The sequence below is a fragment of the Pedobacter cryophilus genome (assembly GCF_005116455.1).
GTDB lineage: Bacteria > Bacteroidota > Bacteroidia > Sphingobacteriales > Sphingobacteriaceae > Pseudopedobacter > Pseudopedobacter cryophilum.
The window spans coordinates 845273-870259 of record NZ_SWBP01000001.1 but is presented as its reverse complement, the minus strand read 5'-3'; the positions used below and the strand labels follow the sequence as shown (position 1 = coordinate 870259).

The 24987-nt window shown below is 34.5% G+C and carries 23 protein-coding genes; 13 read left to right on the top strand and 10 right to left on the bottom strand.

Annotated elements, in window-relative coordinates; genetic code table 11:
* Nucleotides 1–27 precede the first annotated feature (27 nt).
* The 9 genes from FA046_RS03615 to FA046_RS03575 form a co-directional block, all read right to left on the bottom strand.
* Complete coding sequence (locus FA046_RS03615) at nucleotides 28–2196, bottom strand: S9 family peptidase (RefSeq protein ID WP_169303289.1); 2169 nt, start codon at nucleotides 2194–2196, stop codon at nucleotides 28–30.
* 147 nt (nucleotides 2197–2343) lie between these two features.
* Nucleotides 2344–3645: a M20/M25/M40 family metallo-hydrolase gene (locus FA046_RS03610; RefSeq protein ID WP_136824982.1), complete on the bottom strand. Its 1302-nt coding sequence runs from the start codon at nucleotides 3643–3645 to the stop codon at nucleotides 2344–2346.
* Nucleotides 3646–3651: 6 nt separating this feature from the next.
* Nucleotides 3652–5475: a M61 family metallopeptidase gene (locus FA046_RS03605; RefSeq protein WP_136824981.1), complete on the bottom strand. Its 1824-nt coding sequence runs from the start codon at nucleotides 5473–5475 to the stop codon at nucleotides 3652–3654.
* 162 nt (nucleotides 5476–5637) lie between these two features.
* A complete protein-coding gene (locus FA046_RS03600) occupies nucleotides 5638–6567 on the bottom strand; it encodes a bestrophin family protein (protein WP_136824980.1) in 930 nt (309 codons plus the stop codon).
* A 12-nt stretch (nucleotides 6568–6579) separates the two neighbouring features.
* Nucleotides 6580–7098, bottom strand: a complete 519-nt coding sequence (locus tag FA046_RS03595; RefSeq protein WP_136824979.1) for a hypothetical protein — start codon at nucleotides 7096–7098, stop codon at nucleotides 6580–6582.
* 98 nt (nucleotides 7099–7196) lie between these two features.
* The gene (locus FA046_RS03590) at nucleotides 7197–8552 is read right to left on the bottom strand and encodes a sensor histidine kinase (RefSeq protein ID WP_136824978.1); all 1356 of its coding nucleotides are present in this window, start codon (nucleotides 8550–8552) and stop codon (nucleotides 7197–7199) included.
* 42 nt (nucleotides 8553–8594) lie between these two features.
* The gene (locus FA046_RS03585; protein ID WP_136824977.1) at nucleotides 8595–9284 is read right to left on the bottom strand and encodes a response regulator transcription factor; all 690 of its coding nucleotides are present in this window, start codon (nucleotides 9282–9284) and stop codon (nucleotides 8595–8597) included.
* A gap of 108 nt (nucleotides 9285–9392) precedes the next feature.
* A complete protein-coding gene (locus FA046_RS03580) occupies nucleotides 9393–9956 on the bottom strand; it encodes a DUF4256 domain-containing protein (protein ID WP_136824976.1) in 564 nt (187 codons plus the stop codon).
* A 235-nt stretch (nucleotides 9957–10191) separates the two neighbouring features.
* Nucleotides 10192–11301, bottom strand: a complete 1110-nt coding sequence (locus FA046_RS03575; protein ID WP_136824975.1) for a DUF4407 domain-containing protein — start codon at nucleotides 11299–11301, stop codon at nucleotides 10192–10194.
* A gap of 256 nt (nucleotides 11302–11557) precedes the next feature.
* Here FA046_RS03575 and FA046_RS03570 point away from each other — a divergent pair, with 256 nt between their 5' ends.
* From FA046_RS03570 to FA046_RS03545, 6 genes are all read left to right on the top strand, one after another.
* Nucleotides 11558–11875 carry a rhodanese-like domain-containing protein gene (locus FA046_RS03570; RefSeq protein WP_136824974.1) on the top strand — a complete coding sequence of 106 codons (318 nt, stop codon included), beginning with the start codon at nucleotides 11558–11560 and terminating at the stop codon, nucleotides 11873–11875.
* Nucleotides 11876–11879: 4 nt separating this feature from the next.
* Nucleotides 11880–12107: a DUF6358 family protein gene (locus FA046_RS03565; RefSeq protein ID WP_136824973.1), complete on the top strand. Its 228-nt coding sequence runs from the start codon at nucleotides 11880–11882 to the stop codon at nucleotides 12105–12107.
* A gap of 25 nt (nucleotides 12108–12132) precedes the next feature.
* A complete protein-coding gene (locus FA046_RS03560; RefSeq protein WP_136824972.1) occupies nucleotides 12133–13038 on the top strand; it encodes a prohibitin family protein in 906 nt (301 codons plus the stop codon).
* Between the two features lie 76 nt (nucleotides 13039–13114).
* On the top strand, nucleotides 13115–14314 hold the full coding sequence (locus tag FA046_RS03555; protein WP_136824971.1) for a sensor histidine kinase: 1200 nt from the start codon (nucleotides 13115–13117) through the stop codon (nucleotides 14312–14314).
* Nucleotides 14298–14813: a DinB family protein gene (locus FA046_RS03550; protein ID WP_136824970.1), complete on the top strand. Its 516-nt coding sequence runs from the start codon at nucleotides 14298–14300 to the stop codon at nucleotides 14811–14813. Before FA046_RS03555 ends, FA046_RS03550 begins: the two co-directional genes overlap by 17 nt.
* Entirely contained in the window at nucleotides 14810–15235 is a 426-nt protein-coding gene (locus FA046_RS03545; protein WP_136824969.1) for a hotdog fold thioesterase, read from the top strand. Before FA046_RS03550 ends, FA046_RS03545 begins: the two co-directional genes overlap by 4 nt.
* Before the next feature lie 52 nt (nucleotides 15236–15287).
* On the opposite strand, the gene FA046_RS03540 is transcribed toward FA046_RS03545, so the two are convergent.
* The gene (locus FA046_RS03540; RefSeq protein ID WP_136824968.1) at nucleotides 15288–15653 is read right to left on the bottom strand and encodes a DUF6249 domain-containing protein; all 366 of its coding nucleotides are present in this window, start codon (nucleotides 15651–15653) and stop codon (nucleotides 15288–15290) included.
* Nucleotides 15654–16017: 364 nt separating this feature from the next.
* Between FA046_RS03540 and FA046_RS03535 the strand changes: the two genes are divergently transcribed.
* The 7 genes from FA046_RS03535 to FA046_RS03505 all read left to right on the top strand — a co-directional run bounded on the left by FA046_RS03535 (nucleotide 16018) and on the right by FA046_RS03505 (nucleotide 24980).
* Nucleotides 16018–19263, top strand: a complete 3246-nt coding sequence (locus FA046_RS03535; protein ID WP_136824967.1) for a S41 family peptidase — start codon at nucleotides 16018–16020, stop codon at nucleotides 19261–19263.
* Nucleotides 19264–19519: 256 nt separating this feature from the next.
* Nucleotides 19520–20068, top strand: coding sequence for a glycosyl-4,4'-diaponeurosporenoate acyltransferase CrtO family protein (locus FA046_RS03530; RefSeq protein ID WP_136824966.1), 549 nt, complete (start codon nucleotides 19520–19522; stop codon nucleotides 20066–20068).
* A 439-nt stretch (nucleotides 20069–20507) separates the two neighbouring features.
* Nucleotides 20508–21089, top strand: coding sequence for an RNA polymerase sigma factor (locus FA046_RS03525; RefSeq protein ID WP_136824965.1), 582 nt, complete (start codon nucleotides 20508–20510; stop codon nucleotides 21087–21089).
* Nucleotides 21086–21586: an anti-sigma factor gene (locus FA046_RS03520; RefSeq protein WP_136824964.1), complete on the top strand. Its 501-nt coding sequence runs from the start codon at nucleotides 21086–21088 to the stop codon at nucleotides 21584–21586. The genes FA046_RS03525 and FA046_RS03520 overlap by 4 nt, the downstream gene beginning before the upstream one ends.
* Before the next feature lie 100 nt (nucleotides 21587–21686).
* Entirely contained in the window at nucleotides 21687–22154 is a 468-nt protein-coding gene (locus tag FA046_RS03515; protein ID WP_136824963.1) for a hypothetical protein, read from the top strand.
* Nucleotides 22155–22303: 149 nt separating this feature from the next.
* The gene (locus FA046_RS03510; RefSeq protein WP_136824962.1) at nucleotides 22304–23149 is read left to right on the top strand and encodes a DUF2911 domain-containing protein; all 846 of its coding nucleotides are present in this window, start codon (nucleotides 22304–22306) and stop codon (nucleotides 23147–23149) included.
* 382 nt (nucleotides 23150–23531) lie between these two features.
* On the top strand, nucleotides 23532–24980 hold the full coding sequence (locus FA046_RS03505; RefSeq protein WP_136824961.1) for a circularly permuted type 2 ATP-grasp protein: 1449 nt from the start codon (nucleotides 23532–23534) through the stop codon (nucleotides 24978–24980).
* Nucleotides 24981–24987 lie beyond the last annotated feature (7 nt).

Sequence of the window (24987 nt, the reverse complement as noted above, 5' to 3'; positions counted from 1 at the left end):
AACGGCTCTTCGATAATATTAAAAATTCTACCTCCCGCCTGGAGGACAATTTTCTTTTAAAAACTTAGTAAAAGTAGATCTTAAATGCTGGTTAGTTCCCTCTCCTTCAGAAATACTGTGAGATCTGTTGGGATAGCTCATCAACTGAAAAGTTTTATTGTATTTGATTAACTCATTAATCATTTGCTCGGCGTTGTTGTAATGCACATTATCATCTCCAGTACCGTGAATTAACAACAAATTGCCTTTTAAATTTTTTGCGTGAGCTAAAGGAGAACCTTCTTCAAAATAGTGTTTATCTGCTGGCAATAAACCCATGTAACGTTCCTGATAAATGTTATCGTAATTGAGTTGGTTATCTACTGCGGCAATAGAAATTCCGGTTTGGTAAATTTCTGGGTATTGCATTAGTAGGTTTAGTGTAGAAGAACCTCCACCACTCCAGCCCCAAACGGCAACTCGGGTGGCATCTACATAATCCCATTTCAAAATTTCTTTAGCCGCCATTGCCTGATCTCTGATATTAATTTTGCCAATATTATGGTAAATAGCTTTGCGCCACTCTCTGCCTTTTGGCGCTGGCGCTCCTCTACCTTCAACAGATAGATAGATATAGCCATCATTAGCCATATTGCCGTTGTACAAACGATTAAATCCGGTTCCAAAGCGGTCTACCACTGTTTGAGTTGCTGGTTCGCCATAGACGTAAAAAACAACCGGATATTTCTTTTTAGGATCAAAGTCTTTTGGTTTCACCATCCAACCGTCTATTTCAATTCCGTCTTCGGTAGTAACTTTAAAGAATTCCACTTTAGGAAGCATCATGGTTTTAGCTCTTTCGCTCACTTCGCCTCCGCTTAATCTTTTGTGTGTAGGCAAAGCCACTACATCACTCAAAGGGAAAACAGTGCTGCTAGAATAATCATGAAAAGCTAATTTTCCGTTTGGCGAAATATCATAACCATGTGTTCCGCTTTGGTCTGCCGGAGTTACTCTTACTGCATTGCCACCTTTTAAGCTCACTCTATAAAGGTATTTTTGAGTGGCATTGGTTGGCGAAGCCATAAAATAAACCAACCCGTTTTTTTCATCAACCAAGTTTAATTCAATGGCATCAAAATCATCTTTGGTAATTAAAGTCTGTTTTCCGTCTAAACCAACGGCGTAAATATGTCTCCAGCCATCTTTTTCGGTGAGCCAAATAAATTTCTTTCCTTTTTCAATCCAAGTCCAGCCGGTTGCCTCAGCTTTAGCATCTACCCAAGCTTCGTCTGTTTCGCTGTATATGGTTTTTGAGTTGTTTTCAGCAATGTTTAACAACATTACTTTACTTTCATTTTGCCTTCTGTTTAATTGCTGAATAATTAACTGCGACGAATTATTTGCCCATTCCATTCTGGGAATATAGTGTTGCACCGCATCACCCGGAACGTTCATCCATTTGGTTTGCGCTGTGGCAATATCAACCACACCTACTTTGCAAGAACTTGGATCTTCGCCCACCACCGGATATTCTACCGCAATAGTAAATGGATACAAAGAATCAGTAGTATTCAACATCAAATAATTTTTGATTTTACGGGCATCAATTTGCCAATAAGCAATAGATTTACTATCTGGCGACCATCTAAAGCCATCTCTACACTCTAGTTCTTCTTCATAAACCCAATCAAAAGTTCCGTTAATTAAACGCAAAGTACCATCAGTAGTTAGCGCTTTTACAGCTCCGGTTGCTAAATCTTCCACATAAATATTATGCTCACTTACATAAGCCACTTTACTAGCGTCAGGAGAGAATTTTGCAAACATCAAACTTGATTCGGGTTTAGTTTTACCCACTTGCTTTAAAGTTTTTGCAGTTAAATCATACACCCAAAAATCTCCTTTGGTATCATAACGCCAAACTTTTTTGGTGTTGGTATTAATTAATACTTTTTGGTTACCATCGGCGAAAGCAAAACGAACCACATCTAAAGGTGCGCCCCCTTTTGGAGTGAGCATTTCTTTAGAGATGAGCACCGCTGTTTTAGAGGGATCTAAGGCATCAACTTGTACAATATTGCCCTCTTCTACCTCCATAATTTTATTTCCATCTGCCGACCAATAAGTCCCTTGACCAAATTGAGCAAATGCACCAGAAACCGCAAAAATAAATACTGCGCTGATGATAAATTTTATTTTAACAAGATTTTTCATATTCAATTTATGGTTTACTTTTTTTGAAAAGCAGGGCAAATTCTACTATTAACGTTAGTCCGGTGCTCTGCTATATTCCCAATAAAAAATTGGGAGATGCCGCTGCCGCCCCGGTTTATTTTACGTAGTGCATTGCTCAACACTCCCTTACTCTACGCCGCTTACTCTGCTTGGCGTATCTTTTCCGTTAATAATAGATGTAGAACTTATGGCTATGGCTTTTATAATCTCAGTGATGTTACTAATATTCATAGATTCAAACTCATCATCTACAGAATGGTACAATTTATCAGTATCAATTTGATCTGAAGAAATGGTGTGAGCCGGAACGCCCAATCTAGCTAAAGTGGCATTATCAGACCTAAAAAATAAGTTTTGTTGAGGGTAAGGATCTGGATAAAACTTAAATGCTGTCCCTTCTAAATTCTTTTGCAAAATTTTACCAAAATCAGAACGATCATAACCTGTAATAAAGGCATTATTAATTCCAAATTTAGATTCTTTACCAATCATTTCTATGTTAAACATGGCCACCGTTTGGTCTGGATTTAACTGTTTAGAGAAATACTGAGAGCCGTAACCGCCAATTTCTTCGGCAGTAAAAGCCACAAAAACTAAGGTGCGTTCGTTATCCTTTTTCTGAGCAAAGTATTTAGCCAATTCTATTACAGCGGTAGTTCCGCTGGCATCATCATCTGCTCCGTTTGCAATAGAATCTTGATTGGTAGCTTTAATAATCCCCAAATGATCATAATGACCGCTAAAAACCACGTATTCATTAGGCCTAGATTTACCAGGTAAAACTCCCACTACGTTAAACATAGGCATTGGCGTAATTTTGTTTTTAAATTGCAAGCTCATGTTTACCGGAGTTTCATTAGTTAAAAGAAACACAATTGAAGGAGATTCTTTTTTATCAGAAGCTACCATATTTCCTCTATTTAAAAATCCTTTTACCCTGCTAAAAGTGCTTTTAAAACTTTCGTCTATACAAACTAAAAGGTCTTTATCGCCATTTAAAGCTTGTCTGTATTTTGCATTAAAATTATCTCCTTTTTCAATTTTAAGAATTTGTGGGACGTTAGTCATCGTTAAACTCTCTTTAGAAGAAGATACGCCAAAAATTTCTGTCGAAACCTCTTTACCGTTAATGGTTAATTTGCCTCCTTCGGGCTTAATATTACTCATGGTAAAATTCTGACGATAGGTTGTTGCCCCGTCAAAATATTTTAAGCCAGCTTTCTTAAACTCCGAAGAAATAAAATCAGCAGCTTTACCAATTTCATTGGGTTTTAATGCACTTCGGCCAAGCATATCATCGGCAGATAAAGTTTTTATTACCCTACTCACCTCTTCTTGAGTGATGATAGATTGTGGAGTTTTTTGTGTGGCACATGATTGCAAAATGATCAATCCTGCTGCAATTGCTATTATATTTATTTTTTTCATATCGTTTTAGTTTGAAGCTTTTGAATTTAACCAACTTTTTCTAAAAGCTTCAATTTCTGGTGTAATTGTTAAACCTGCTTTTTCAAAAGTAACGACTTCTACCGCTGGATTATTGGCTAATTTTAGTGTTGTCGACATTGTTTTTCCATCTCTTTCATAAGTGATGTTTAGCATTTCTCCAGGGCTTTTAGTTTTTAAAAAACCTAGGATTGATTGTTCATTTACTATATTATTTTCATCCATTTTTATGATGGCATCACCAGCATCTAAGCCGGCTAAATATAACGGAGTTCCTTTTATGGCTGCCGAAGAAACAATAGCTTTTCCTTCCTTCATTACGATTCTGGAATTACCTATCCAAGCTGCATTGGGTTGAGACCTTCTAAAAACAAATCCGGCTGGAGCCAATAATTTTTCATAATCTGCTTTTTGCGATCCATAAATATATTGGCTAAAAAAGGTTTTGGCAAAATCTTCACTTCGGGTAATTTCTCCTAAAATTTTTTCTAAATCAGAGATGTTATAAGCAATTTCTGTTTTGCCATGCGCTTTCCAAACCGCTTTCATATAATCATCTAAAGTGAGTTTAAATTGGCTACGCAAAGTGAGGTCTAAAGCTAAGGCGGTAATATCACCATACAGGTAATAAGAACTAAAAATATTAGCGTGGTTATTTTGATCTATGGCCACACCTGCATCAACAAAAACCGCTCGCTGGCTCATAAAAATTGGAGAATATTTATTTGCGCCTGGGGCATTTAAAACGGCGTTTAAAAAATTACCTTGTAAAGAAGCGAAATCCTCTGGACTATTAATTCCTGCTCTGGCCAGTAAAAGCTCTCCATAATATTGGGTAAAACCTTCGGCAAACCATAAACCATCACTCATATTAGCCTTTTCAAAATTAAAAGGTTCTAAAGTTTTTGGTCTAATTCGCTCTACATTCCAAGCATGAAAATATTCATGAGAAACAGTACCTAAAACGTCTTCTGCTTTTTGGTCTAAACTCTCGCCACGGCTAGTAATAATGGTAGAATTTCTATGTTCCATACCATCACCGGCATGGGTTGGTAAAACATCTATCAAAAAACGATATTCGCCATTTTCATATTTTGGTAATTCGCCAAAAACGGCTTGCGCTTCTATCACTACTTTTTTTACTTTGTTTTCAAAATCATTAAAAACAGAATCTGAAGTGGCGCCATGGTAAACTATGTTTATTTTTTGCTTTAAGCCATCAGGGTTTTTTACTTCCCAGCTTTTAAGCTGATAATTAGAAAGCTCGGTTGGGCTATCCATAAAATACTGAAGGTTTGGCGCATAATAAACTCCATTTTTTGGGATCAGCTGAGTGGCTACTTTCCAATTTAAAGGAAGATTAAATTTTACTTCCATAGGGATGTTTTGCATGGTTGGAACCCACATAAAACTTGCTGGCATATTTAAATGAGCATGACGATGATCTATACCGGCATAAGTTCCATCAACCCAATTTGCAAAAAGGGTATAGGTAATTTTTACTTTACCTTGGTGATTTGGAATTTCGTAAACATCGCCTTCTATTTGGTTAATTTTAATCTCGGCTCCATCAATATCATAAGCATGCACATCGTAAATATTTTTACCAAACTCATGAGTGGCATATCTACCGGGTGATGACCGGCTCATTCTTACCTTTAAAGGACCTGCCGGAACTTGAGGAATAACCATACTAATTGATGCCTCGTGATGTACCGCGTTTTCTAAAGAAACGGTGTATTGAATAGCGTTTTGAGCTTTAAGTATAGACGAAAAACTTAATAAAATAAGGAGTACAATAATTTTATTCATGTGAAATTTCAATTTTTTGAAAGATTGAAATTAAGATAAATATTGCGGAAATAAGGAATGTAAATTAAATGTAGCTTCTCAAAAGCTTTTAAAATTGTTTAAAAAAATGAAGCCATTTAAGATTTGCATCTTAAATGGCTTAGTAAACTCATCATAAAAATTCTATAAAACGTAAAACACTCCTGATTCATTTAAAATCGCATTATTTAAAGCGCTTTCATTAGGATAATCATCATTCATCATTTGCTTTAAATCTTTTTCAATTCTTTTGCTAATAGAAGTCATTGGTGTATCTGTTGGTTTTCTTTCAAACGGATCTTGTAAATGAATAGCCATTTTTTCAATCAAAAAGAATGAAGATGAAATGGCTACCACCAAAGGAATTTGAAATATTCCGAAGTATTCTATCAAACCAAAAGGTAAAAGAATAGCAAATAATAACACCACAAATCTAATATACACGCTATAAGTGGTTGGAAATACGGTGTTCTTTATTCGTTCGCAGCCTCCCATAGAGTCTGTTAAACGCGTTAAAGTTTCATCCATTTTAACCTGTTGAAACTCATTTATCCAACCCATTCTTAATAATAATCTTAAATCATTAGCATGGTTTTCAGTTAAAGCTAAAGGCACATGATCTGCTTTTGCTAAACTTCTCATTTCCTCAACAGAAACATAATTATTAACACACTCATGTGAATTTTGCTTACGCAGATAGTGACTTAAACTATGGCACCAAGCAATTTGCCTTTTAATGATGCGCCTTTTCATGGCTGTTTTATCAGAATCATCGTAAGAATTATCAATAAATGACAATACCTGACGAGCATAAGAACGCGAATCGTTCACAATTCTGCCCCACAAAATTCTAGCCTCCCACCAACGGTCATAAGCTTGGTTAGATCTAAAAGCCAACAGTAAAGAGATAACTGTTCCTAAAATTCCTAAAACCGCTAACGGAACATTAATTCCTTGGAAGCCATAAAATATGTGTGCTAAATAAACTGCTGCTGAATAAACAGTGAGCACTAACATCTCTTTCTTTATTTTCCCCAGTACATAAGAAACCGGAATATTATCTTTAAGTAACATAATTTTAAATTTTTAAACGTTTTCTATTTCTTCTTGCGGCACTTCTTCTGCCGTTTGTACTGGCGCTTTAACTTTAGCAGCAGTAACTGCTGGTTTTTTTAGTGCGCTAAAATCAATATTGATGGTTTTTTGGCCACATTTATTGATTAATGTAGTTGGATTAATACTTTGTTTGGTGGGTAATTTAAACTCGTAGTTGGTCACATTAATTACCTCTTCTATGGCATTGGCTTCTAAAAAGTTTTTAAATGCAATTACGGTGCTGCCGTAAAAAAATTCAATTCTGATATTCTCCACCACATCTGAATGATTTGTTTTAAAATCATTAAATTCTTTTAAAAATTCTGGTGTGATTTTTTTGTACTCTGTTCTTCTTCTAGATAACATTAACAACTCGGTAATAGAATCGGTCATCTTAATCATGTGAACCAAAACAATGTTTAGTTTTTGGGGATAGTAACGGTTAGTAACTTCTGGTAAATACTTTAAAGATGCTAACTCAAAATCTGTTGGAATTAATACTGTTTTCATAATATTTATTTTTTAGTTGAACCTTATTTGATACTCAACAAGAGTACAGGCCAATTATTAATAACTATTAAGAGACTTATTAGAATTTCATTAGAATTTTATACGGAGGCTATTGGAAGGAAAACCTGGATCTCTGTTCCTTCATTTTCTTTAGATCTGATACCTATAGTTCCTTTATGCAAACGGATGATATTTAAAGTAAGCGGCAAACCCACGCCATGCCCTTCATACTCATGTGTATTAGATGCTCTAAAAAACGGCACAAAAATATGTTGCAATTCCGACTGTGGAATGCCAATACCTAAATCGGTTACAGAAACCACAATGTTATTTTTTTCGACAGTTAATTTAATAGTTACCAGTTTGTTTTTAGAATATTTACAAGCATTGCCAATAATATTGGTTAAAGCCAAACAAAGCACATTATAATAGCCATTCACTATTAATAAGTTTTCATTATCTGGTAAATTATCAAAATCAACATTGATTTTCCCGTCTGAATTAATCTTTTTTACTGATTCTATGCAAGATAAAATGGTTTCATCAATTCTTATTTTTTGCTGACTTTGATTTTTTCCATCGTAGCCAGATTGAGCCAATAATAAAAGTCCTTTTAATATCTGCGTAAGCTTATTGGCCTCTTCTTTTATTGTTTTAAAAACCTGTATTTGCTCGGCATTAATTTTTGTGTTGCTTAAGGCTAAATCTGCTTCACTATTGATGATAGTTAATGGCGTTCTTAACTCATGTGAGGCGTTGCTTACAAAATTGTTTTGGGTTTCAAAGGCAGTTTCTAATCGGTTTAACATTTCGTTAAACGTATTGGTTAATTCGGCAATTTCATCTTTACCTTTTGGCTCTTCTAACCTAAAGTGTAAGTTGCTAGAAGTAATGGTTTTTACTCTTTTAGTGAGTTTTCTTACGGGTTCAAAAGTATAGGCCGAGAATACTTTTCCTACAAAAAATATAATAGCAATAGAAATTAAAAAACCCACAAATAATGTGTTTCGTAAAGATTGTAACTCCCTTAAACCATAGGGGTTTTTTGCCAATACGATAACAATGAATCTATCTTTACCTTTTAATACTACTTTACCAGAGTAAAATGTATCTTCATTTCTAAATTGCGAACTCCCAAAGGTTATAATTTTTTGAAAAAATGATTTGGGAAACAATTTATTTTCATATTTCCCATATCTATCTGCTTTAATTACATATTCTTGCTCCGAATCTAGTTTTTCTAAATATTTATTTCTTACATCCTGATAAACATCACTTTTTTCGCTAGGGAATAAACTAATTTGAGCGGTTAGGTTTACCCGAGTATCTAATCTTTTAAAAAAATCTTCGAAATTAAATTGATATTGAAAATAGAGGATAAAAGCGTTAAAGAGCAGTAAAATACTTACAGATAATCCCAAAAACAACAAAGTGATTTTACTTTGAATTTTCATTAATATATAATTTTATGTGAATAAATTATTCTTGGTATTTGCTTATTGCTCTTGGTTTAATTTCATCATATAACCCATTCCAAATACGGTATGAATTAGTTTTTGATGATTTTTTGATTCTATTTTTTTACGTAAATAATTAACGTAAACATCAACCACATTGGTTCCTAAATTAAAATCTATATCCCAAACACTTTCTAATATCTGAATTCTAGAAAGCACTTTTTTTTGATTCTTCACAAAATAAATCAATAATCTGTATTCTGTAGAAGTTAAATTTAAAGGAATTTGATTTCTTTTTACTGTTTTAGCATCAGTATCTACTTCCATATCTCCTATTCTAAAAACATGAGTGGCTTCAACTAATCCTCCAGAAGTTCTTCTTAATAAAGTTCTAATTCTAGCGGCAAGTTCTAACATTTCAAATGGTTTTATCAAATAGTCATCAGCACCGTTATCTAAAGCATTCACAATATTTATGGTAGAATCTAATGCTGTTAACATCAAAATTGGCACTGTGGCATTTTGTGCTCTTACTCTTTTACAAATTTGCACTCCGTCTAAAGAAGGTAGCATCACATCTAAAATTAGGAGATCAAAAGTATAATCTAATGCCATTTGCAAACCCGTTAAACCATCGGAAGCAACGGTAATCGCATAACCTTGTTCTGTTAGGCCACGTTTAATAACCGACACTACATTGGGCTCATCTTCAACTAATAAAATGGTCATTTTGAAATATTTAATTTATACTTTATAATTAAATTAGAAAGCAATTTGTTTGGGTGATTTAAATTTTTCCAAAAATGCCGCCAATTAAATGAGCTGTATTTCCAATATTTAAACTTTTAACGAGCCGCGAAATCCTCTGCCGGCATAGTAAGATTCGGCACCATTATGATAAATAAAAACCGTTCCATAGCGGTAATCTCCAAAGATAGCACCGCCTAGTTTTCTAATTTCAGAAGGTGTTTTTAACCAGCTTGAGGTTTTTGTGTCAAAATTTCCGAGTTTTTGCAACGCCCTATATTCTTCTTCTGTTAACAATTCAACACCCATCTCAGCGGCCATATTAATAACGCTATTTGCGGGTTTATACTCTTTTCTTGCCTCTAAAGCTTCTCTGTCGTAACAAATACTTCTACGCCCTTTTGGGCTTTCTGTAGCACAATCATAAAAAATATATTCACCAGAATTTTCATCATAAGCTACCACATCCGGCTCACCACCAGTTATTTCCATTTCATTAAGCGACCATAGTTTTTCAGCATCAACTTCTAGCTTTGCTTGCACTTTAACCCATTCCATATTTGTATGGCGATTGCTATTTTTCTCAAAACGGTCTTTCAATTTGCTAAGAAGGTCTTTATTTTCTTCTGGAGATAACTGTTTTTTGTTTATCATGGTTAGTGTGTGTTTACCTATTTCCCTCTAATCTAAAAAATAAAAGCACAAGTCAACATCATTCAATAATTGAATCAGATTTTAATTATCAATAATCTTTACAGGATGTATGTTTGGTGAGATGCAGATTGTATATAAAATTATAACCTTCGTTCATCCAACGTTAAAAAACGCAAAATGAGCGAAGGCGTACAAAACGTCAGCTTATCCTATATCTAATCGCTAAGAAAAAAACTTATTCTTCTTCTAAGTCTCGCTTTACCTTTCGGCGAACCAATGTTTTATGTTTATCTGTTTCGGCTTCATTGCGGGTATCAAAAACGTTATCAGTCACCACTATTTCAAGATCTTTATCTTTAAAACTTTGATGCGTAGCTACACTTTCAATGTTTTGCAAAGCCACATCATAAGGCCCTTTATCCGACATTAGTTTCACAAAAACCGGTAAACATTCTAACAAAATAAACAGAAAGGAAATAAAGGAAATGGCTAAATAAGTGTCTAAATCTCTGCTTCCATCAGGGTTAAAAGAAAGCTGTCCCAAAGCATAATTTCTATCGGCAAAACCGGCCACACTAGAAAGACTGTCTAATTGCGTTTCATTAAAAAGCTTGGTACTATTTAAGCCTTCAATTTCTTTTCGGGTATTGATAATTTTATCAACCAAATCCAACTCGTTCCTCACCTGAATTAAACGCTGTTCTTTTTGAGTAACCACCACTTCCTTTTGCTTGGCGTAAGTTCCATAACCTGTAATTCCACTGGTTTGGTTGGTTTTATCGCCAAAAACTTCCTGATTTAATAAATATCTTGATCTATTGATGTCTTTCTCTAAAGAATCTTTTTCGGTTTTTAATCCTTGTAGTTTGGTAAGTTCTAAACTGTATTTTTCTGTAAAAGCTTTGTTAAGCGTATCTATTTTAGACCGCTGACCATTAAGGTAACTTGTTTTTAACTTTTGTCTAATCTCTTTATCAAAAATTTTAAGCTCCAGCGGACGAGAAATCACAATACCAATCATAATAGCCAGCAAAATACGGGGTAAAGCTTGTACAATTTGATGATTTGTGCCTCCGGTTTTTTTGATACTGGCTACAATGTATCTATCCATATTAAAAATGGCTAAACCCCAAATTAAACCAAAAAAAATAGCAAAGAAAACGGCTGCATTACTACCCGAGAACACAAAATACATAGCATAACCACCAGATAAACTTGCAAATAAAGCCGTAAAAAAAATGGTTGCTCCAATTCCTACGTATTTATTATGCTCTGTTGGATACTTTTTAAGCGTGTCTACATGCGCACCAGAGCAAAACCAAAAGAAATCGGTAACTTTTTTCATCAGCAAATATTTTCAAAAATTGTTCCACAAAGAACGTTATTTCTTTTTATTTCATATTTAGAAAAAATAATCGCGTTTTCAGCCAAAAAATAAAATCTGTTTTATAAATTCTTAGCATTTAGTATTTACAAAATGTAATTTTGAACAGGCTTTTTTAAGAAAAATTTGATTTTTAAAATGTTTACCTAAGACAGATGAAGTTAAAGTATTGTGCTCAAAAATTTTCCTAAATTTGATAGATTAAATTATAAAAAACATGAGAGAAATTACGGTTTTAGAACTTAAACAATGGAAAGAAGAAGGTAAAGATTTCCAATTAATTGATGTTCGTGAGCAATTTGAGTATGAAATGTCTAACATTGAAGGAGAAAACATTCCTTTGTCAGGCATTTTAATTGAGGCTGATAAAATTTCTAAAGATAAGCCGGTTATTATGCAATGCCGCAGTGGAGCAAGAAGTGCAGCCGCTTTAATGCAATTAGAACAAAATTTGGGTTATACCAACCTATACAATTTAAAGGGAGGTATTTTAGCTTGGGCAGCCGAAGTAGAACCAGGAATGAAAGTTTATTAACAACATGGGTAAGCATATAATTTTTAGTGTAATACTTAACGTACTCATTATTGCTTCTTTAATTATAGGAATATATGGTTTTAAAATGGGCAATTATTTTATTCCTATCTTGTGCGCAGCCGCATTTGGATTAACCGTTTTTTACAAGTTTAAGCACATTAAAGTGGTAAGAGGTGAAATGCAGATTAAGGCCTCAGAAAAAATGAGAGAACGAGCCAAGAAAAAGAAATAATTCACATTTTTTATAAAAAACACACATGATTTTAATCGTTTTAGGAGTTTTTGCATTCATTATTGGTTCGGTTTTGTCTAAACAAGGCAACCCTGCAACTGAAAAAACCAGCAAATTATTATACGTTGTTGGGCCAGTTTTAATACTTATTGGGGTATTTACTTCTTGTTTTAAAACCGTAGAACCAGGTCAGGTTGGCGTAAAATCTTTATTTGGAAAAGTAGATGATCAAGTATTATATAGTGGTTTAAACTTTGTGAATCCGCTAGTAAAAATCACCACTTTTGACGTAAGAACACAAAACTACACCATGTCTGCTTCACATGAAGAAGGTACCCAAAAAGGAGATGACGCCATTAGAATTTTAACTGCCGATGGTTTAGAAGTAGTAATAGATCTTTCTGTTCTTTTTAATGTTAAAAGTTCTGAAGCTCCTAAAATTTTACAACAAATTGGTACAGATTATTTAGATAAAATAGTACGCCCGGTTTCAAGAACCGCCATAAGAGATAACGCTGTTTCTTATGATGCTGTAGCACTTTACTCTTCAAAAAGAGATGAATTCCAAAATAAAATATACAAAACCATTGAGAAAAGTTTTGCCGATAGAGGCTTAAGGTTAGAACAACTTTTAATTAGAAACATTACCTTACCAGCATCTGTAAAAGCAAGTATAGAATCTAAAATAAATGCCGAACAAGATGCTCAAAAAATGACTTTTGTACTTCAAAAAGAAAAACAAGAGGCAGAACGTAAAAGAGTAGAAGCACAAGGTATTGCTGATTATCAAAAAATACTTTCTACCGGTTTATCTGATAAACAATTACAATACGAAAGCATTAAAGCTCAAAAAGAAATAGCTACCTCACCAAATACTAAAGTAATTATTATGGGCAGCGGCAAAAACCCCGTAATTATTGGAGGCAATTAATTAAAAGCTTCTTCGTTAAAAAAAATTAACAGCAGCGGATTAATTTCCCTGCTGTTTTTTTGTAATTTGCTTATTCATGAATCCATATCAAAACAAACGACGCTGGAAATATCTTCTTCTTTTTTTTGCAATCATCATTGCAGCCTCATCACTATGGTATACCGATTTTTTAGTGGAAAGAATCTCCAAATCTGAAAGAACCCGGGCCGAACTTTGGTCGCAAAGTTTCAAAAAAATGTTTGAAACCGATGATGACGAAATGATGAATTACTTATTCGCCGTAAGAGATAGTTTGGTAGTACCCGCTATTGTAACCAACGAGAAAGATTCTATTATCACTTACGTAGCATTAGATACCTCACGCACTTATGATAAAATAGAAACTGATAAAAAATATGATCCAAAATACTTTGTAAGAGAGCTTAAAAGTATGAAATCACAACATCAGGCTATTACTTTAGAGCTTAACGGAAAAACCAGTTATGTGTATTATAAAGACAGTTATTTACTCACCCAATTAAGGTTTTTTCCATATATACAACTCTCTGTAATTGCCATTTTCTTAATTATAGCTTATACCACATTTAACTCCTCCAGGCGGTCTGAGCAAAACCAGGTTTGGGTAGGTTTAGCCAAAGAAACTGCCCATCAGTTGGGTACTCCAATTTCTTCATTAATGGCTTGGGTAGAACTTTTAAAAGATAAATTTAATGCCGAAGATGACCCTCTAATTTTACAGATGGAAAATGATGTGAAAAGGTTAGAAATAGTGGCCGATAGATTTTCTAAAATTGGTTCTAAACCTATATTAACCAGCCACTCTGTTTATGAAACCATTAAAGATTATGTAGATTATTTTAGAGTAAGAGTAAGTGATAAAATTGAGTTTGTAGTGACCGGTGATGAAAACCAAGAAGCTTTATTAAATATTCCTTTGTTTGATTGGGTGATAGAAAATATTTTAAAAAACGCAGTGAATGCCATAGAAGGGCGTGGAAAAATTTCGGTAAATATTGTAGAAAATCTGGTAAAAGAACAGATATTTGTAGATATTACAGATACAGGAAAAGGAATTCCTCGTTCAAAGTTTGATGCCATTTTCCAACCCGGTTTTACCACCAGAAAAAGAGGTTGGGGTTTAGGCTTATCACTTACTAAAAGAATAATAGAAAATTATCACAGAGGACAAATATTTGTTAAAGAATCTGAACTTGAAAAAGGAACCACGTTTAGAATTATCATCAAAAGCAGCTTAAAATATGTACCAACCACTTAGTAATGAATACGCACCGTTTTATGAAAACTACATAAAACTAGCTTCGGGGCAACCCATTATGAGAAAACTAAAAAGTCAGTTAAACAGCATTGACGATTTTTTAGCCGATATTCCACCAGCAAAATATGATTATGCTTACGCCGATGGAAAATGGACAGTTAAACAAGTGATCTCTCATTTAATTGATACAGAAAGAGTGATGACTTACCGAGCAATGCGCATTGCCAGAAATGACACAACAGATTTACCAGGATACGATCAAGATTTAATAGTAGCAAACACCGATATTGACAAATACACCTATAGTGATTTGGTAGACGAATTGGTAATGCTTCGTCAGGCCAATTTATTCTTTTTTAAATCTTTAACCGAAGAAGATTATAAGAAAAAAGGAACCGCAAACGGCAATGTAGTCTCTGTAGGAGCCTTATTATTTATTATTGTTGGCCATATAGAACATCATTTCAACATCCTAAAAGAATTTTACTTAAAAAAATGATTTGGTTTACCCAACCCAGTGTTGAAGAAATCAACAACCGACCAAAAAATCATATTGGTGCGTTATTAGGAATAGAAATTACCGAAATTGGGGATGATTTTATCAAAGGCACCATGCCTGTAGACCAACGTACACACCAACCAGTAGGTATTTTACACGGTGGCGCTTCCGTAGTTTTAGCCGAAACTTTGGGAAGTATAGCCAGTAATTTAGTACTCAACCCAGATAGAAACATGGGCGTAGGCTTAGAAATAAACGCCAACCATTTAAGGATGGTAAAAAGTGGCTTGGTCACCGGCATTTGTACTCCCATCCACATTGGTGGTAAAACCCATGTTTGGGACATTAAACTGTATAACGATGCTGGCAAAATAACCTGCGTAAGTCGGTTAACAGTTGCTGTTGTGCCAGCCGTAAAATAGAAAACGCCAACAAGATTTAAACCTTGTTGGCGTTATTTTTAGATCTAAAAACTTATTTAGTTAACGCTTCCTTCTTCTCTATTAAATAAGAAACAAACAAACCCAATCCTCCAAAAATTGCAATTAAAGAAAAGTAAATAGGTTCATTTTCTTTATTCCCCCATTGGTCGGCGTTGTTAAAAACCGAATTATCTAATACAAAAGCCAAAAACAAACCTAAACCAGCTCCAATTAATAATAAGCCCCATTTTAAATTTTTATACGGCTGAGACGGCGCCTTGCTACTCCCTATTTCCATGCCTTTTTCTATCATGGCCATTCTTTCTTTATTAGACATGTATCTTAACCCAAAAATGACTGCTGCAGTGCAAATAAACATTACTATTGGCACAATAAATACTACTACATTCTTATCCATTTTATTTTATTTTAAATTGTTTAACCTTTTTTTATCACCTCAAGTGATTCGAATACTATGACCACTCCTTTTTTAATCAGGTTACACCTTTATTAAATATTTTTTTCTGAAAAGCAATTCCATTGCTGCTATAATCCGCCAGTCCCGTTATACGCTTATACTACACAAGGCCTTAGTCGCTTAGGCCGGTATACGCTACTACCGGGTTTAGCTAATTTAGGCTGGTGCAATAAACTTAATTTAAATATAAAAAATTATACATACTGCATTAGCTCTTCATCACAAAAGTGTATATTTATCAATTAGTGTTTCTTTTTAAAACACTAATAATCAGCAAATAATCTTTTAACCTAATTCTTTAATTATGATACAACTTCGCTCTTCTTTAACGGTAATATTTACCCTCTTTTTAAGTTCGGTAATGTTTGCTCAAAACACTGTTGATACCCGGTTATTATGGCAACCCACTATCAGTAAAAATGCCATTGCATTTATTTATGCCGAAGATTTGTGGGTGGCAAACAAAGATGGTTCCTACCCCAGAAGAATTACCGTAAGTGAAGGAACAGAATCAAACCCGGTGTTTTCTCCTGATGGAAGTATGATTGCTTTCACAGGCCAGTATGATGGAAATACCGATGTTTTTGTAGTTCCTACCGCTGGAGGCGTTCCTAAAAGATTGACTTGGCATCCTGGCAGCGACCTAGTTCGTGATTTTTCTCCCGATGGCAAAAAAATATTGTTTGCCTCACAACGCAACAGTTTTACCAATCGCTACCTTCAATTATATACAGTAGATATAGCCACTGGAGCGGAGCAGCAATTGCCAATTCCCAATGCATTTTGGGCATCCTACAGTCCTGATGGTAACAGCATTGCATATACAAATATCCCTGATAGGTTTGAGCAGTGGAAAAATTACCGTGGTGGCACCATGAGCCGGATATGGCTTTATGATACTAAATCGCACAACGTTACAGAAATACCTAAACCTAAAACCGGTAGTAATGATTCCAAACCGGTTTGGAAAGGCAACAAGGTTTATTTCCGAAGCGATCGGGATGGAGAGTTTAATTTATATAGTTATGATGTCACCGCTAAATCTGTAAGCCAGCTTACAAAAAATAATGACTTCCCTGTTTCTAGCCTTGAAGGATCTTCTGACGATATCATTTTTTCACAGGCCGGATACTTACAGGTTTACAATCCATCCAATAACAATACTACAAAAATCAAAATTGGCATTGCTGCCGATTTGTTAGATCAACGAGAAAGATATGTAAAGGGAGATCAATACATACGTGGTGGAGATATTTCGCCTTCAGGTGCAAGGGTGGTGTTAGATTATCGTGGCGATATCATCACGATTCCGGCTGGTAAAGGGGATGTTTTTAATTTAACCAATACGCCAGGTGTACATGAAAAAGAACCTTCATGGTCTCCTGATGGAAAATTAATTGCTTATTTCAGCGATGCATCTGGTGAATATGAATTGCATATCAAAAACCAAGATGGGAATTCCCAAGCTCAGGCTATTAAACTAAATGGCTCTGGTTTTTATGCCTATATCCATTGGTCGCCCGATAGTAAAAAAATAGCTTTTGTAGATAATGGCCGAAGTTTATATGTATCAGATATTACTTCCGGTAAAACAACAAAAATTGCCGAGGATGCCCATTATATTCCAGGTGCGTTTAGAGAACTTTTTGGAAGCTGGTCTACTGATGCCAATCATATTGCTTATACCACCATTGCAGAAACAAATTTTCAGCGGGCCTTTGTTTACTCAGTATCCGAAAACAAGTCATACGCCCTTACAGATGCTTTATCAAACGTAACAGAACCTACATTTGATCCTTCAGGAAAATATATTTATATGCTTGCCAGTACAGATGCTGGTCCGGTTTTAAACTGGTTTGATCAATCCAGCAATGATATGGAAGTTACCAATTCAATTTATTTGGTAACCCTTCAAAAGCAAGTAATTTCACCGTTTGCGAAAGAGAATGAAACAGAGCAGGTAACTGCAGACATTTCAAGCAAAGCACCATACAAAGCAGACTCGGCCCGTACCAAATTAAAAATTGATTGGGATGGTATCCAAAACAGGATTATTCCTTTTCCTTTGGCAAAAGGGCGCTACCGCTCTTTATCAGTTGTTAAAGAAGGTGAACTTTTTTACTTAGCTGCTGCCCCTCATGATACTGGGCCTACAAATCTTCATCTTTATTCTTTTAAAAAGCGAAAAGAAGAAGTGATTATGCCAGCTGATGGTTACAGCATTGCCGCAAAAGGCGAAAAAACATTGTTTGTTACCAAAGGAAAATGGGGCGTTGCTGCCACTGGCCAAAAGCCAACTCCCGAGGCGATGATTAACACCAGTGCTATACAGGTAAAAATATCTCCAAAGCAAGAATGGAATAATATTTTTAACGAAGCATGGCGGGTAAACAGAGATTTCTTTTATGATGCAAAAATGCATGGCGTTGATTGGGCTGCGATGAAGAAAAAGTATGGGGCATTATTGCCAGACGTAGCCAGCACCAATGATTTATACCGTGTAATGCAATGGATGTTTAGAGAACTTTCAGTAGGTCATCATCGCTTTGATGCAAGTGGCGACAGGCGTTCAAACCCAGATTTAGTACCCGGTGGATTGCTTGGTGCTGATTATGAAATTAAAAATAACCGCTACCAGATTAAGAAAATTTATGGCGGACTGAACTGGACACCAGATTTACGCTCACCCTTAACAGAGCCTGGTGTAAATGTGCAGGTAGGCGATTATATTTTAAAAGTTAATGGCGCCGATGTTACTGCCGATAAAAACTTTTACAGCTATTTTGAAAATACGGCTGAAAAAATTGTAACCATTACTGTTGGGTCCTCAGCAGATGGCACCAATACCCGAATTGTAAAAGTAGTGCCTGTTTCTAACGAAGTTGCTTTACGCAACAGAGACTGGGTAGAAGGTAATATGAAAAAAGTAAGCGAGGCCACTAACGGACAAGTAGCTTATGTTTATGTGCCTAATACTGGCTCGGGTGGACATGAATATTTCAAGCGTTATTTCTTTCCGCAGGTAGACAAAGTTGGAATCATCATTGATGAAAGGTTTAATGGCGGAGGCCAACTAGCAGATTATTATATTGATTTACTAAAACGCCCAGTACAATCTTATTGGAGATACCGCTATGGTAAAGATCAAAAAGCACCTAATGCTTCTATTCAGGGACCAAAAGTGATGTTAATAGACGAAACCGCTGGGTCTGGCGGCGACTATCTTCCATATCTTTTTCGCCAGGCTAAATTGGGAACTATTGTAGGTAAAACCACTTGGGGCGGATTAGTTGGTGTATTAGGTTATCCAGAGTTACTAGATGGCGGCGTGGTTACAGCTCCAAACCTTGCGTTTTTTGATGAAAATGGATTTGGAATTGAGAACGTAGGTACTCCACCAGATATTGAAGTAGAACAATGGCCGGCTGATGTTATCAACGGAAAGGATCCGCAATTAGAAAAAGCAATACAAATTGTGTTAGATGAATTAAAAAAGAACCCAGTTAAAAAAGCTCCAGCACCAGCGGCGCCTAATAAGTCAAGGCAATAAGTTAAATACTAAAATTAAGTATCACAGTAATTGTAAAGCCGTTATTATTTAAGTCAAAAGCTAATTTAGATAGGAGTGTTCCTAAAAAAAGGAACACTCCTATCTTTAAATGAAAACAGAGTATTACACTTGGAATTTAAAATACGCTTTTGCAATAGAAAAACAATTAGAAATAATAATTACCAAGTTTATATAAATTTGCAACAGAGAAAAATCAGATAATTATTAAATCTTATCCCAAAAAAGCCTTTACAGAATGCGTAAATTCTTAATCACTAGTTTAATTATCTCCGTTACTGTTGCTATAATTTATTGGTTAGTTAACCAGTTTGGTTTACAAGGATTTTTATTTGCATGGATGCTGAATTTTGTACTGATGATGTGTGTTTTTGCTTACACTCAAACGCTTAAACCTAAATTTGATTCAACTTATTATGATGAAAAGAGTTGGGAAAATAAAGGGAAAATCTACGAATCACTAGGCATTAATGTTTTTAGAAAGTTATTGGTTTTAGTAGGTTGGGAAAAACTCAATAAAAAGGCAAATCCTGTAGAAAAGAATTCAAAAGCCTTAATTCATTTAGAATATTCCACTAAGCAATCTGAGTTTGGGCATCTCATTATCTTTTTTATTGTGATCATATTCAATATAATGGTCGCCTTTAAATTTGGATTTGGAGAATCAGTATGGCTTCTTGTTTTAAATATTTTGCTCAATCTTTATCCCATATTTCTTCAACGCTACAACAGACCAAGGCTAAAAAAAGCTATTCGTTTAATTGAAATAAGAGAAAAGGCTGTTTAGCACTTCGAAATCCAGTTCTCAGCAAGACGGTAAAACTATTTATCGTTCTACTATCGTTTAAAATCGTACCTTTTCGTATCATTCAAAAAACTTATCGAATTATATCGTATCATATCGTATCGTTTTTAAAAATATTATAAATTTACTCCTAAGATGTCCTCTATAATCTCATTAGCCTGCATGACTAATAATTTACACAAAAAAGCGTTTGAAAACTCTTTAAAATTCAAAAGTAATATTGCAATAAATCCCTCACATTTCAAACAAAGCACTCTTTGCATTTAAAGATGGTAAGGGTTTTACGAAGTAAACGCAGCACTATAAAAGTGTAGCCCATTATAGCCCTAACTATAAGGAAGTGCCCAAAAATTAAAAATTATTGGTAAATTTAAATTAGCGTGTAACCCAAAAGCAATTTAGCTTGTCATAGCCTGTAACAATGCATAACAAAAGCTCTGATATAGAAATTATAGATGCGGTACTAGGTGGAAACCAGTTGGCGTATGCCGATTTGGTAAAAAGACACCAGCGTTATATATTTACATTGGCATTAAGATTTACTCGCAACCGTGAAAACGCCGAGGAAATTTCGCAAGATGTGTTTGTAAAAGCGTATCGTTCTTTAGGTTCTTATCAAAGGTCGGCAAAGTTTAGTACTTGGTTGTACACCATTGTTTATCATACATCTATGACTTATTTGCGTAAGAAAAGGTTAGATACCAGCTCTATAGATGATGAAGAAACAATGATACAGTTAGAAAGTCATTCATCTGGCTCGGATGTTTATTCGGCAGAGAAAAAATCAAGGACTTTTTATGTAAACAAGGCCATTGAAATGTTGTTACCAGATGATGCCACTATTATCAACTTGTTTTATCACGGCGAACAATCTTTAGAAGAAATAGCTGTTGTAATGGGAATGGAAGCCAATACTGTAAAAGTGAAATTACATAGAGCAAGGCATAGGTTAAAAGAAAAATTAGAACGTTTATTAAAAGGTGAAGTAAAAGAATTATTATGAACCCTATAGAAGATAGAATTTGGGATTATATAGACGGCTTTTGTTCTTTAGAAGAGCAAGAAACCATTTCCCAATTAATAGTACATGATCCTGTTTACAGAGATAAATATGAGGAGTTAATAGCTCTACAGCAAAGCTTAACCCAATTAGAATTGGATGAGCCTTCTATGGCTTTTACCAATAAAGTAATGGATAAAATTGCCCTGCAAAGCCAGCCATTAACCGCAAAATCTTTAATTGATAAAAGAATTATCTATGGTATTTCGGCCTTGTTTGGCTTTATGCTTTTAGCTTGCTTGATTGTTTTATTGAAAGAAATTAATTGGTCGGCCGCTATAGCTTTGCCAGAAAACTTAACTGTTAATTATAATCAAATAGGCAGCAAATTTGTGCTTTCATCTGGCATTAAAACAGGCTTAATGTATTCCTTTTTTATGTTTGATATTGTTGCGGGACTAATGATTTTGGATAAATATTTGAGAAAAAGACTGGTTTAAACCTTTCAAAACAATTTTAAAAATCCTACTCCATTAATTTGAGCTAGGATTTTTTTTATTTTAGTGCTAAACTTTTTAAAAATCTTACTGTTAATAAAACATGGCAAAAGCTTCAATTTCAGTAATACAGGCTTTACGTAAAACCGTAGATAACCTAGATAAAAGTGCTTCTTACCAATGGGGACACATGGGAAGTTGTAATTGTGGTAATTTAGCACAGGTAATTACCAATTTAGACAAAGCAGAAATTCATAAATCAGCGATGAGAAGGCATGGCGATTGGAACGAGCAGTTAATAGATTATTGCCCAACCAGTGGCTTACCTATAGATCATATTATAGACGAAATGCTTGCTTTTGGCTTTAGCAGAGAAGATTTAGCACATTTAGAAAAACTTTCTGATCCTGAAATTTTAAAACTATTACCTCAGGATAGAAAATATTTAAAACACAATTTAAAAACTGACGTTATGGTTTATCTAAAAAATTGGATAAACCAGTTAGAAGAAGAATTAATAAAAGACATTTCTATTGCAGACGTAAAAAATAAACCATTGATAATGGCTTAAATTTTAGACTTATATTTAAGCCTGCTGAATAAAATCAGCAGGCTTTTTTAATTCTCTTACTTGAATATCAATTTTTTTGAAACATTTTTTATTATAAAGCCTCTAAAAAGGACCCTCAGCAAAATTCATCAAATATAAATAGCACAACAATGAAACAATTTTTTAAAACATTAAGCATTTCACTGGCATTATTGGCAAGTGTAAATATGGTAAAAGCACAAGGCGCTTTAGTGCCTCAGCCTAGTTCTGGTCAAACTATTGTTCAAGATTTTGGCTTAGGAAAAGTAATGCTTACCTACAGCAGACCAAATTTAAAGGGAAGAAAAATATTTGGAATACTAGAGCCTTATGGCCAAGTTTGGCGTACAGGAGCTAATTCTGCTACTACTATTAATTTTACTGACGAAGTTACCGTAGCCGGAAATAAAATTCCAGCCGGGAAATATTCTTTGTTTACCATCCCAGGTAAAGATGTTTGGACAATTATTTTAAATAAAACCGCCGACCAATGGGGCGCTTATGATTACAAAAAGGAAGATGATTTATTAAGATTTACCATTAAACCAATAATTCTTAAGACTCCTGTAGAAACTTTTACTTTGCAATTTTCAAATGTAAAAGCAGGGAGTATGCTATTGAATATGCAATGGGAAAACATCGCAATTAGCATCCCAATGACAGTAGATTATGATGCCAAAGTAATGGTAAACATAGAAAAAGCAATGAGCGGTGATAAAAAACCATATTTTGCCGCCGCACAATATTATTATGAAAACAACAAAGATTTAGGTAAAGCATTAGAATGGATAAACGAAGCAGAGAAAACAGATTTAAAAGCACCATGGTTTAAATTATGGAAAGCTAAAATTTTGTTGAAAATGGGAGATAAAAAAGCTGCCGCCACCGCTGCAGAGCAAGGCATGAAATTGGCCAAAGAAAGTGGTAATGATGAATATGTAAGATTAAATTTAGCCATTCTTACACAAACTAAATAAAAAATAAAGCAGTAAAAAAAGCCTTCCGATGTGGGAGGCTTTTTTTGTTTTCAAGATATTAGCGATTAAGAATCTTTTTAGATTCTTACCTTTTTAAAGGTGATGCCCAAGGCACTGGTTTTTCACAAATAGATGTATCTGTTATCCAAATATACAGAAAACCAATACCCGTAACCGCCGACTTGATTAAACGGTAAGGTATATTGATTTATCGGAATTAGAAACCGCTTACAAAAACGGGAGAACCACACTTAATTTTATGAAATTTCACCTAATTAATTGCCTTTAATCAAAATAATTTAAAAATATATAGCCTATATAATGAAATTTATATACCTTATGAAAAAATTAAAAATATCATTTCTATTATTTAGTATTTTCTATGGATTCATCAACGTTATTTAATAATTACCCAATTAGTAATGAGTTTTATGATGAAATGTACAATAAAAATGAAATCAGGCCATCATATAAAAAGCTTTATGACTTTTTAAGAAACTTCCCTGCCGAAGAACTTACCAAAAAAGAGGAAATGGCAAGGCGTTTATTTATGAGTCAGGGGGTAACTTTTACTGTTTACTCTGGCGATGAAGGCATAGAAAAGATTTTTCCCTTTGATGTTATTCCACGTATTATTACCGCCGCAGAATGGGCATACATTGAAAGTGGCATTAAACAACGTTTAAAAGCGCTTAACCATTTTTTAAATGATATTTACTCTAATCAGTTTATCATTAAAGATAAAATAATGCCTATAGACATGATTTATTCTTGCGAGCATTATTTAAGGGAAATGCACAACTTAAAAGTTCCGCATGATATTTTTGTTCATATCTCAGGCATAGATATCATCAGAGATTTTGATGGTACTTTTTATGTGTTGGAAGATAACCTAAGAACGCCATCAGGGGTTTCTTATATGTTAGAAAACAGAGAAATTACTAAACGTATTTTTCCTGATTTACTGCCACAAAATAACGTAAGAACGGTAACTCAATATCCACAAATCCTGTATAAAAATTTAGCAGCGTTATCACCACGTCACAATTCTAATCCAAACATTGTGATGCTTACTCCAGGAATTTACAACTCGGCTTATTTTGAGCATTCAACTTTAGCCCGTTTAATGGGGATAGAATTAGTAGAAGGAAGAGATTTAGTGGTAGATAATCACCGAGTTTTTATGAAAACTACCGAGGGTTTACAAAGAGTAGATGTAATTTATCGTAGGGTTGATGATGAATATTTAGATCCATTAGTATTTAATTCAGATAGTATGCTGGGTGTTGCAGGCTTAATGTCGGCATATAGAAAAGGACATGTAACTATTGTAAATGCACCAGGAAATGGTGTTGCAGATGATAAAGCCATTTACATTTATGTGCCCGATATGATTAAATATTACTTAAATGAAGAACCTATTCTAAAAAACGTACCTACCTATAAAATGGAAGATGTATCAGAAAGGAAACACGTTTTTGAAAATATAGAAAAAATGGTAATCAAAAAAACCAATGGCTCTGGTGGCTACGGTATGATTATAGGAAACTCCGCTACTGAACAAGAAATAGACGATTATAAAAAGGTAGTATTAGAAGATCCCCGTCAATTTATTGCACAACCCATCATCAGCTTATCGGCTGCACCTTGTTATATTGACGGCAAATTACAACCCCGAAGAATAGATTTAAGGCCTTTTGCTTTATTTGGACCATCGGGAATAGAGATTGTGCCAGGCGGCTTAACTAGGGTTGCCTTAAAAGAGGGATCGTTGGTTGTAAATTCATCACAAGGTGGTGGAAGTAAAGATACTTGGGTATTAAGTGTATAATTTAAAA

What these genes read in the sequence shown, in the direction of transcription:
- FA046_RS03615 (WP_169303289.1), bottom strand. Translation starts at nt 2,196, where the DNA reads ATGAAAAATCTTGTTAAAATAAAATTTATCATCAGCGCAGTATTTATT.
- FA046_RS03610 (WP_136824982.1), bottom strand. Translation starts at nt 3,645, where the DNA reads ATGAAAAAAATAAATATAATAGCAATTGCAGCAGGATTGATCATTTTG.
- FA046_RS03605 (WP_136824981.1), bottom strand. Translation starts at nt 5,475, where the DNA reads ATGAATAAAATTATTGTACTCCTTATTTTATTAAGTTTTTCGTCTATA.
- FA046_RS03600 (WP_136824980.1), bottom strand. Translation starts at nt 6,567, where the DNA reads ATGTTACTTAAAGATAATATTCCGGTTTCTTATGTACTGGGGAAAATA.
- FA046_RS03595 (WP_136824979.1), bottom strand. Translation starts at nt 7,098, where the DNA reads ATGAAAACAGTATTAATTCCAACAGATTTTGAGTTAGCATCTTTAAAG.
- FA046_RS03590 (WP_136824978.1), bottom strand. Translation starts at nt 8,552, where the DNA reads ATGAAAATTCAAAGTAAAATCACTTTGTTGTTTTTGGGATTATCTGTA.
- FA046_RS03585 (WP_136824977.1), bottom strand. Translation starts at nt 9,284, where the DNA reads ATGACCATTTTATTAGTTGAAGATGAGCCCAATGTAGTGTCGGTTATT.
- FA046_RS03580 (WP_136824976.1), bottom strand. Translation starts at nt 9,956, where the DNA reads ATGATAAACAAAAAACAGTTATCTCCAGAAGAAAATAAAGACCTTCTT.
- FA046_RS03575 (WP_136824975.1), bottom strand. Translation starts at nt 11,301, where the DNA reads ATGAAAAAAGTTACCGATTTCTTTTGGTTTTGCTCTGGTGCGCATGTA.
- FA046_RS03570 (WP_136824974.1), top strand. Translation starts at nt 11,558, where the DNA reads ATGAGAGAAATTACGGTTTTAGAACTTAAACAATGGAAAGAAGAAGGT.
- FA046_RS03565 (WP_136824973.1), top strand. Translation starts at nt 11,880, where the DNA reads ATGGGTAAGCATATAATTTTTAGTGTAATACTTAACGTACTCATTATT.
- FA046_RS03560 (WP_136824972.1), top strand. Translation starts at nt 12,133, where the DNA reads ATGATTTTAATCGTTTTAGGAGTTTTTGCATTCATTATTGGTTCGGTT.
- FA046_RS03555 (WP_136824971.1), top strand. Translation starts at nt 13,115, where the DNA reads ATGAATCCATATCAAAACAAACGACGCTGGAAATATCTTCTTCTTTTT.
- FA046_RS03550 (WP_136824970.1), top strand. Translation starts at nt 14,298, where the DNA reads ATGTACCAACCACTTAGTAATGAATACGCACCGTTTTATGAAAACTAC.
- FA046_RS03545 (WP_136824969.1), top strand. Translation starts at nt 14,810, where the DNA reads ATGATTTGGTTTACCCAACCCAGTGTTGAAGAAATCAACAACCGACCA.
- FA046_RS03540 (WP_136824968.1), bottom strand. Translation starts at nt 15,653, where the DNA reads ATGGATAAGAATGTAGTAGTATTTATTGTGCCAATAGTAATGTTTATT.
- FA046_RS03535 (WP_136824967.1), top strand. Translation starts at nt 16,018, where the DNA reads ATGATACAACTTCGCTCTTCTTTAACGGTAATATTTACCCTCTTTTTA.
- FA046_RS03530 (WP_136824966.1), top strand. Translation starts at nt 19,520, where the DNA reads ATGCGTAAATTCTTAATCACTAGTTTAATTATCTCCGTTACTGTTGCT.
- FA046_RS03525 (WP_136824965.1), top strand. Translation starts at nt 20,508, where the DNA reads ATGCATAACAAAAGCTCTGATATAGAAATTATAGATGCGGTACTAGGT.
- FA046_RS03520 (WP_136824964.1), top strand. Translation starts at nt 21,086, where the DNA reads ATGAACCCTATAGAAGATAGAATTTGGGATTATATAGACGGCTTTTGT.
- FA046_RS03515 (WP_136824963.1), top strand. Translation starts at nt 21,687, where the DNA reads ATGGCAAAAGCTTCAATTTCAGTAATACAGGCTTTACGTAAAACCGTA.
- FA046_RS03510 (WP_136824962.1), top strand. Translation starts at nt 22,304, where the DNA reads ATGAAACAATTTTTTAAAACATTAAGCATTTCACTGGCATTATTGGCA.
- FA046_RS03505 (WP_136824961.1), top strand. Translation starts at nt 23,532, where the DNA reads ATGGATTCATCAACGTTATTTAATAATTACCCAATTAGTAATGAGTTT.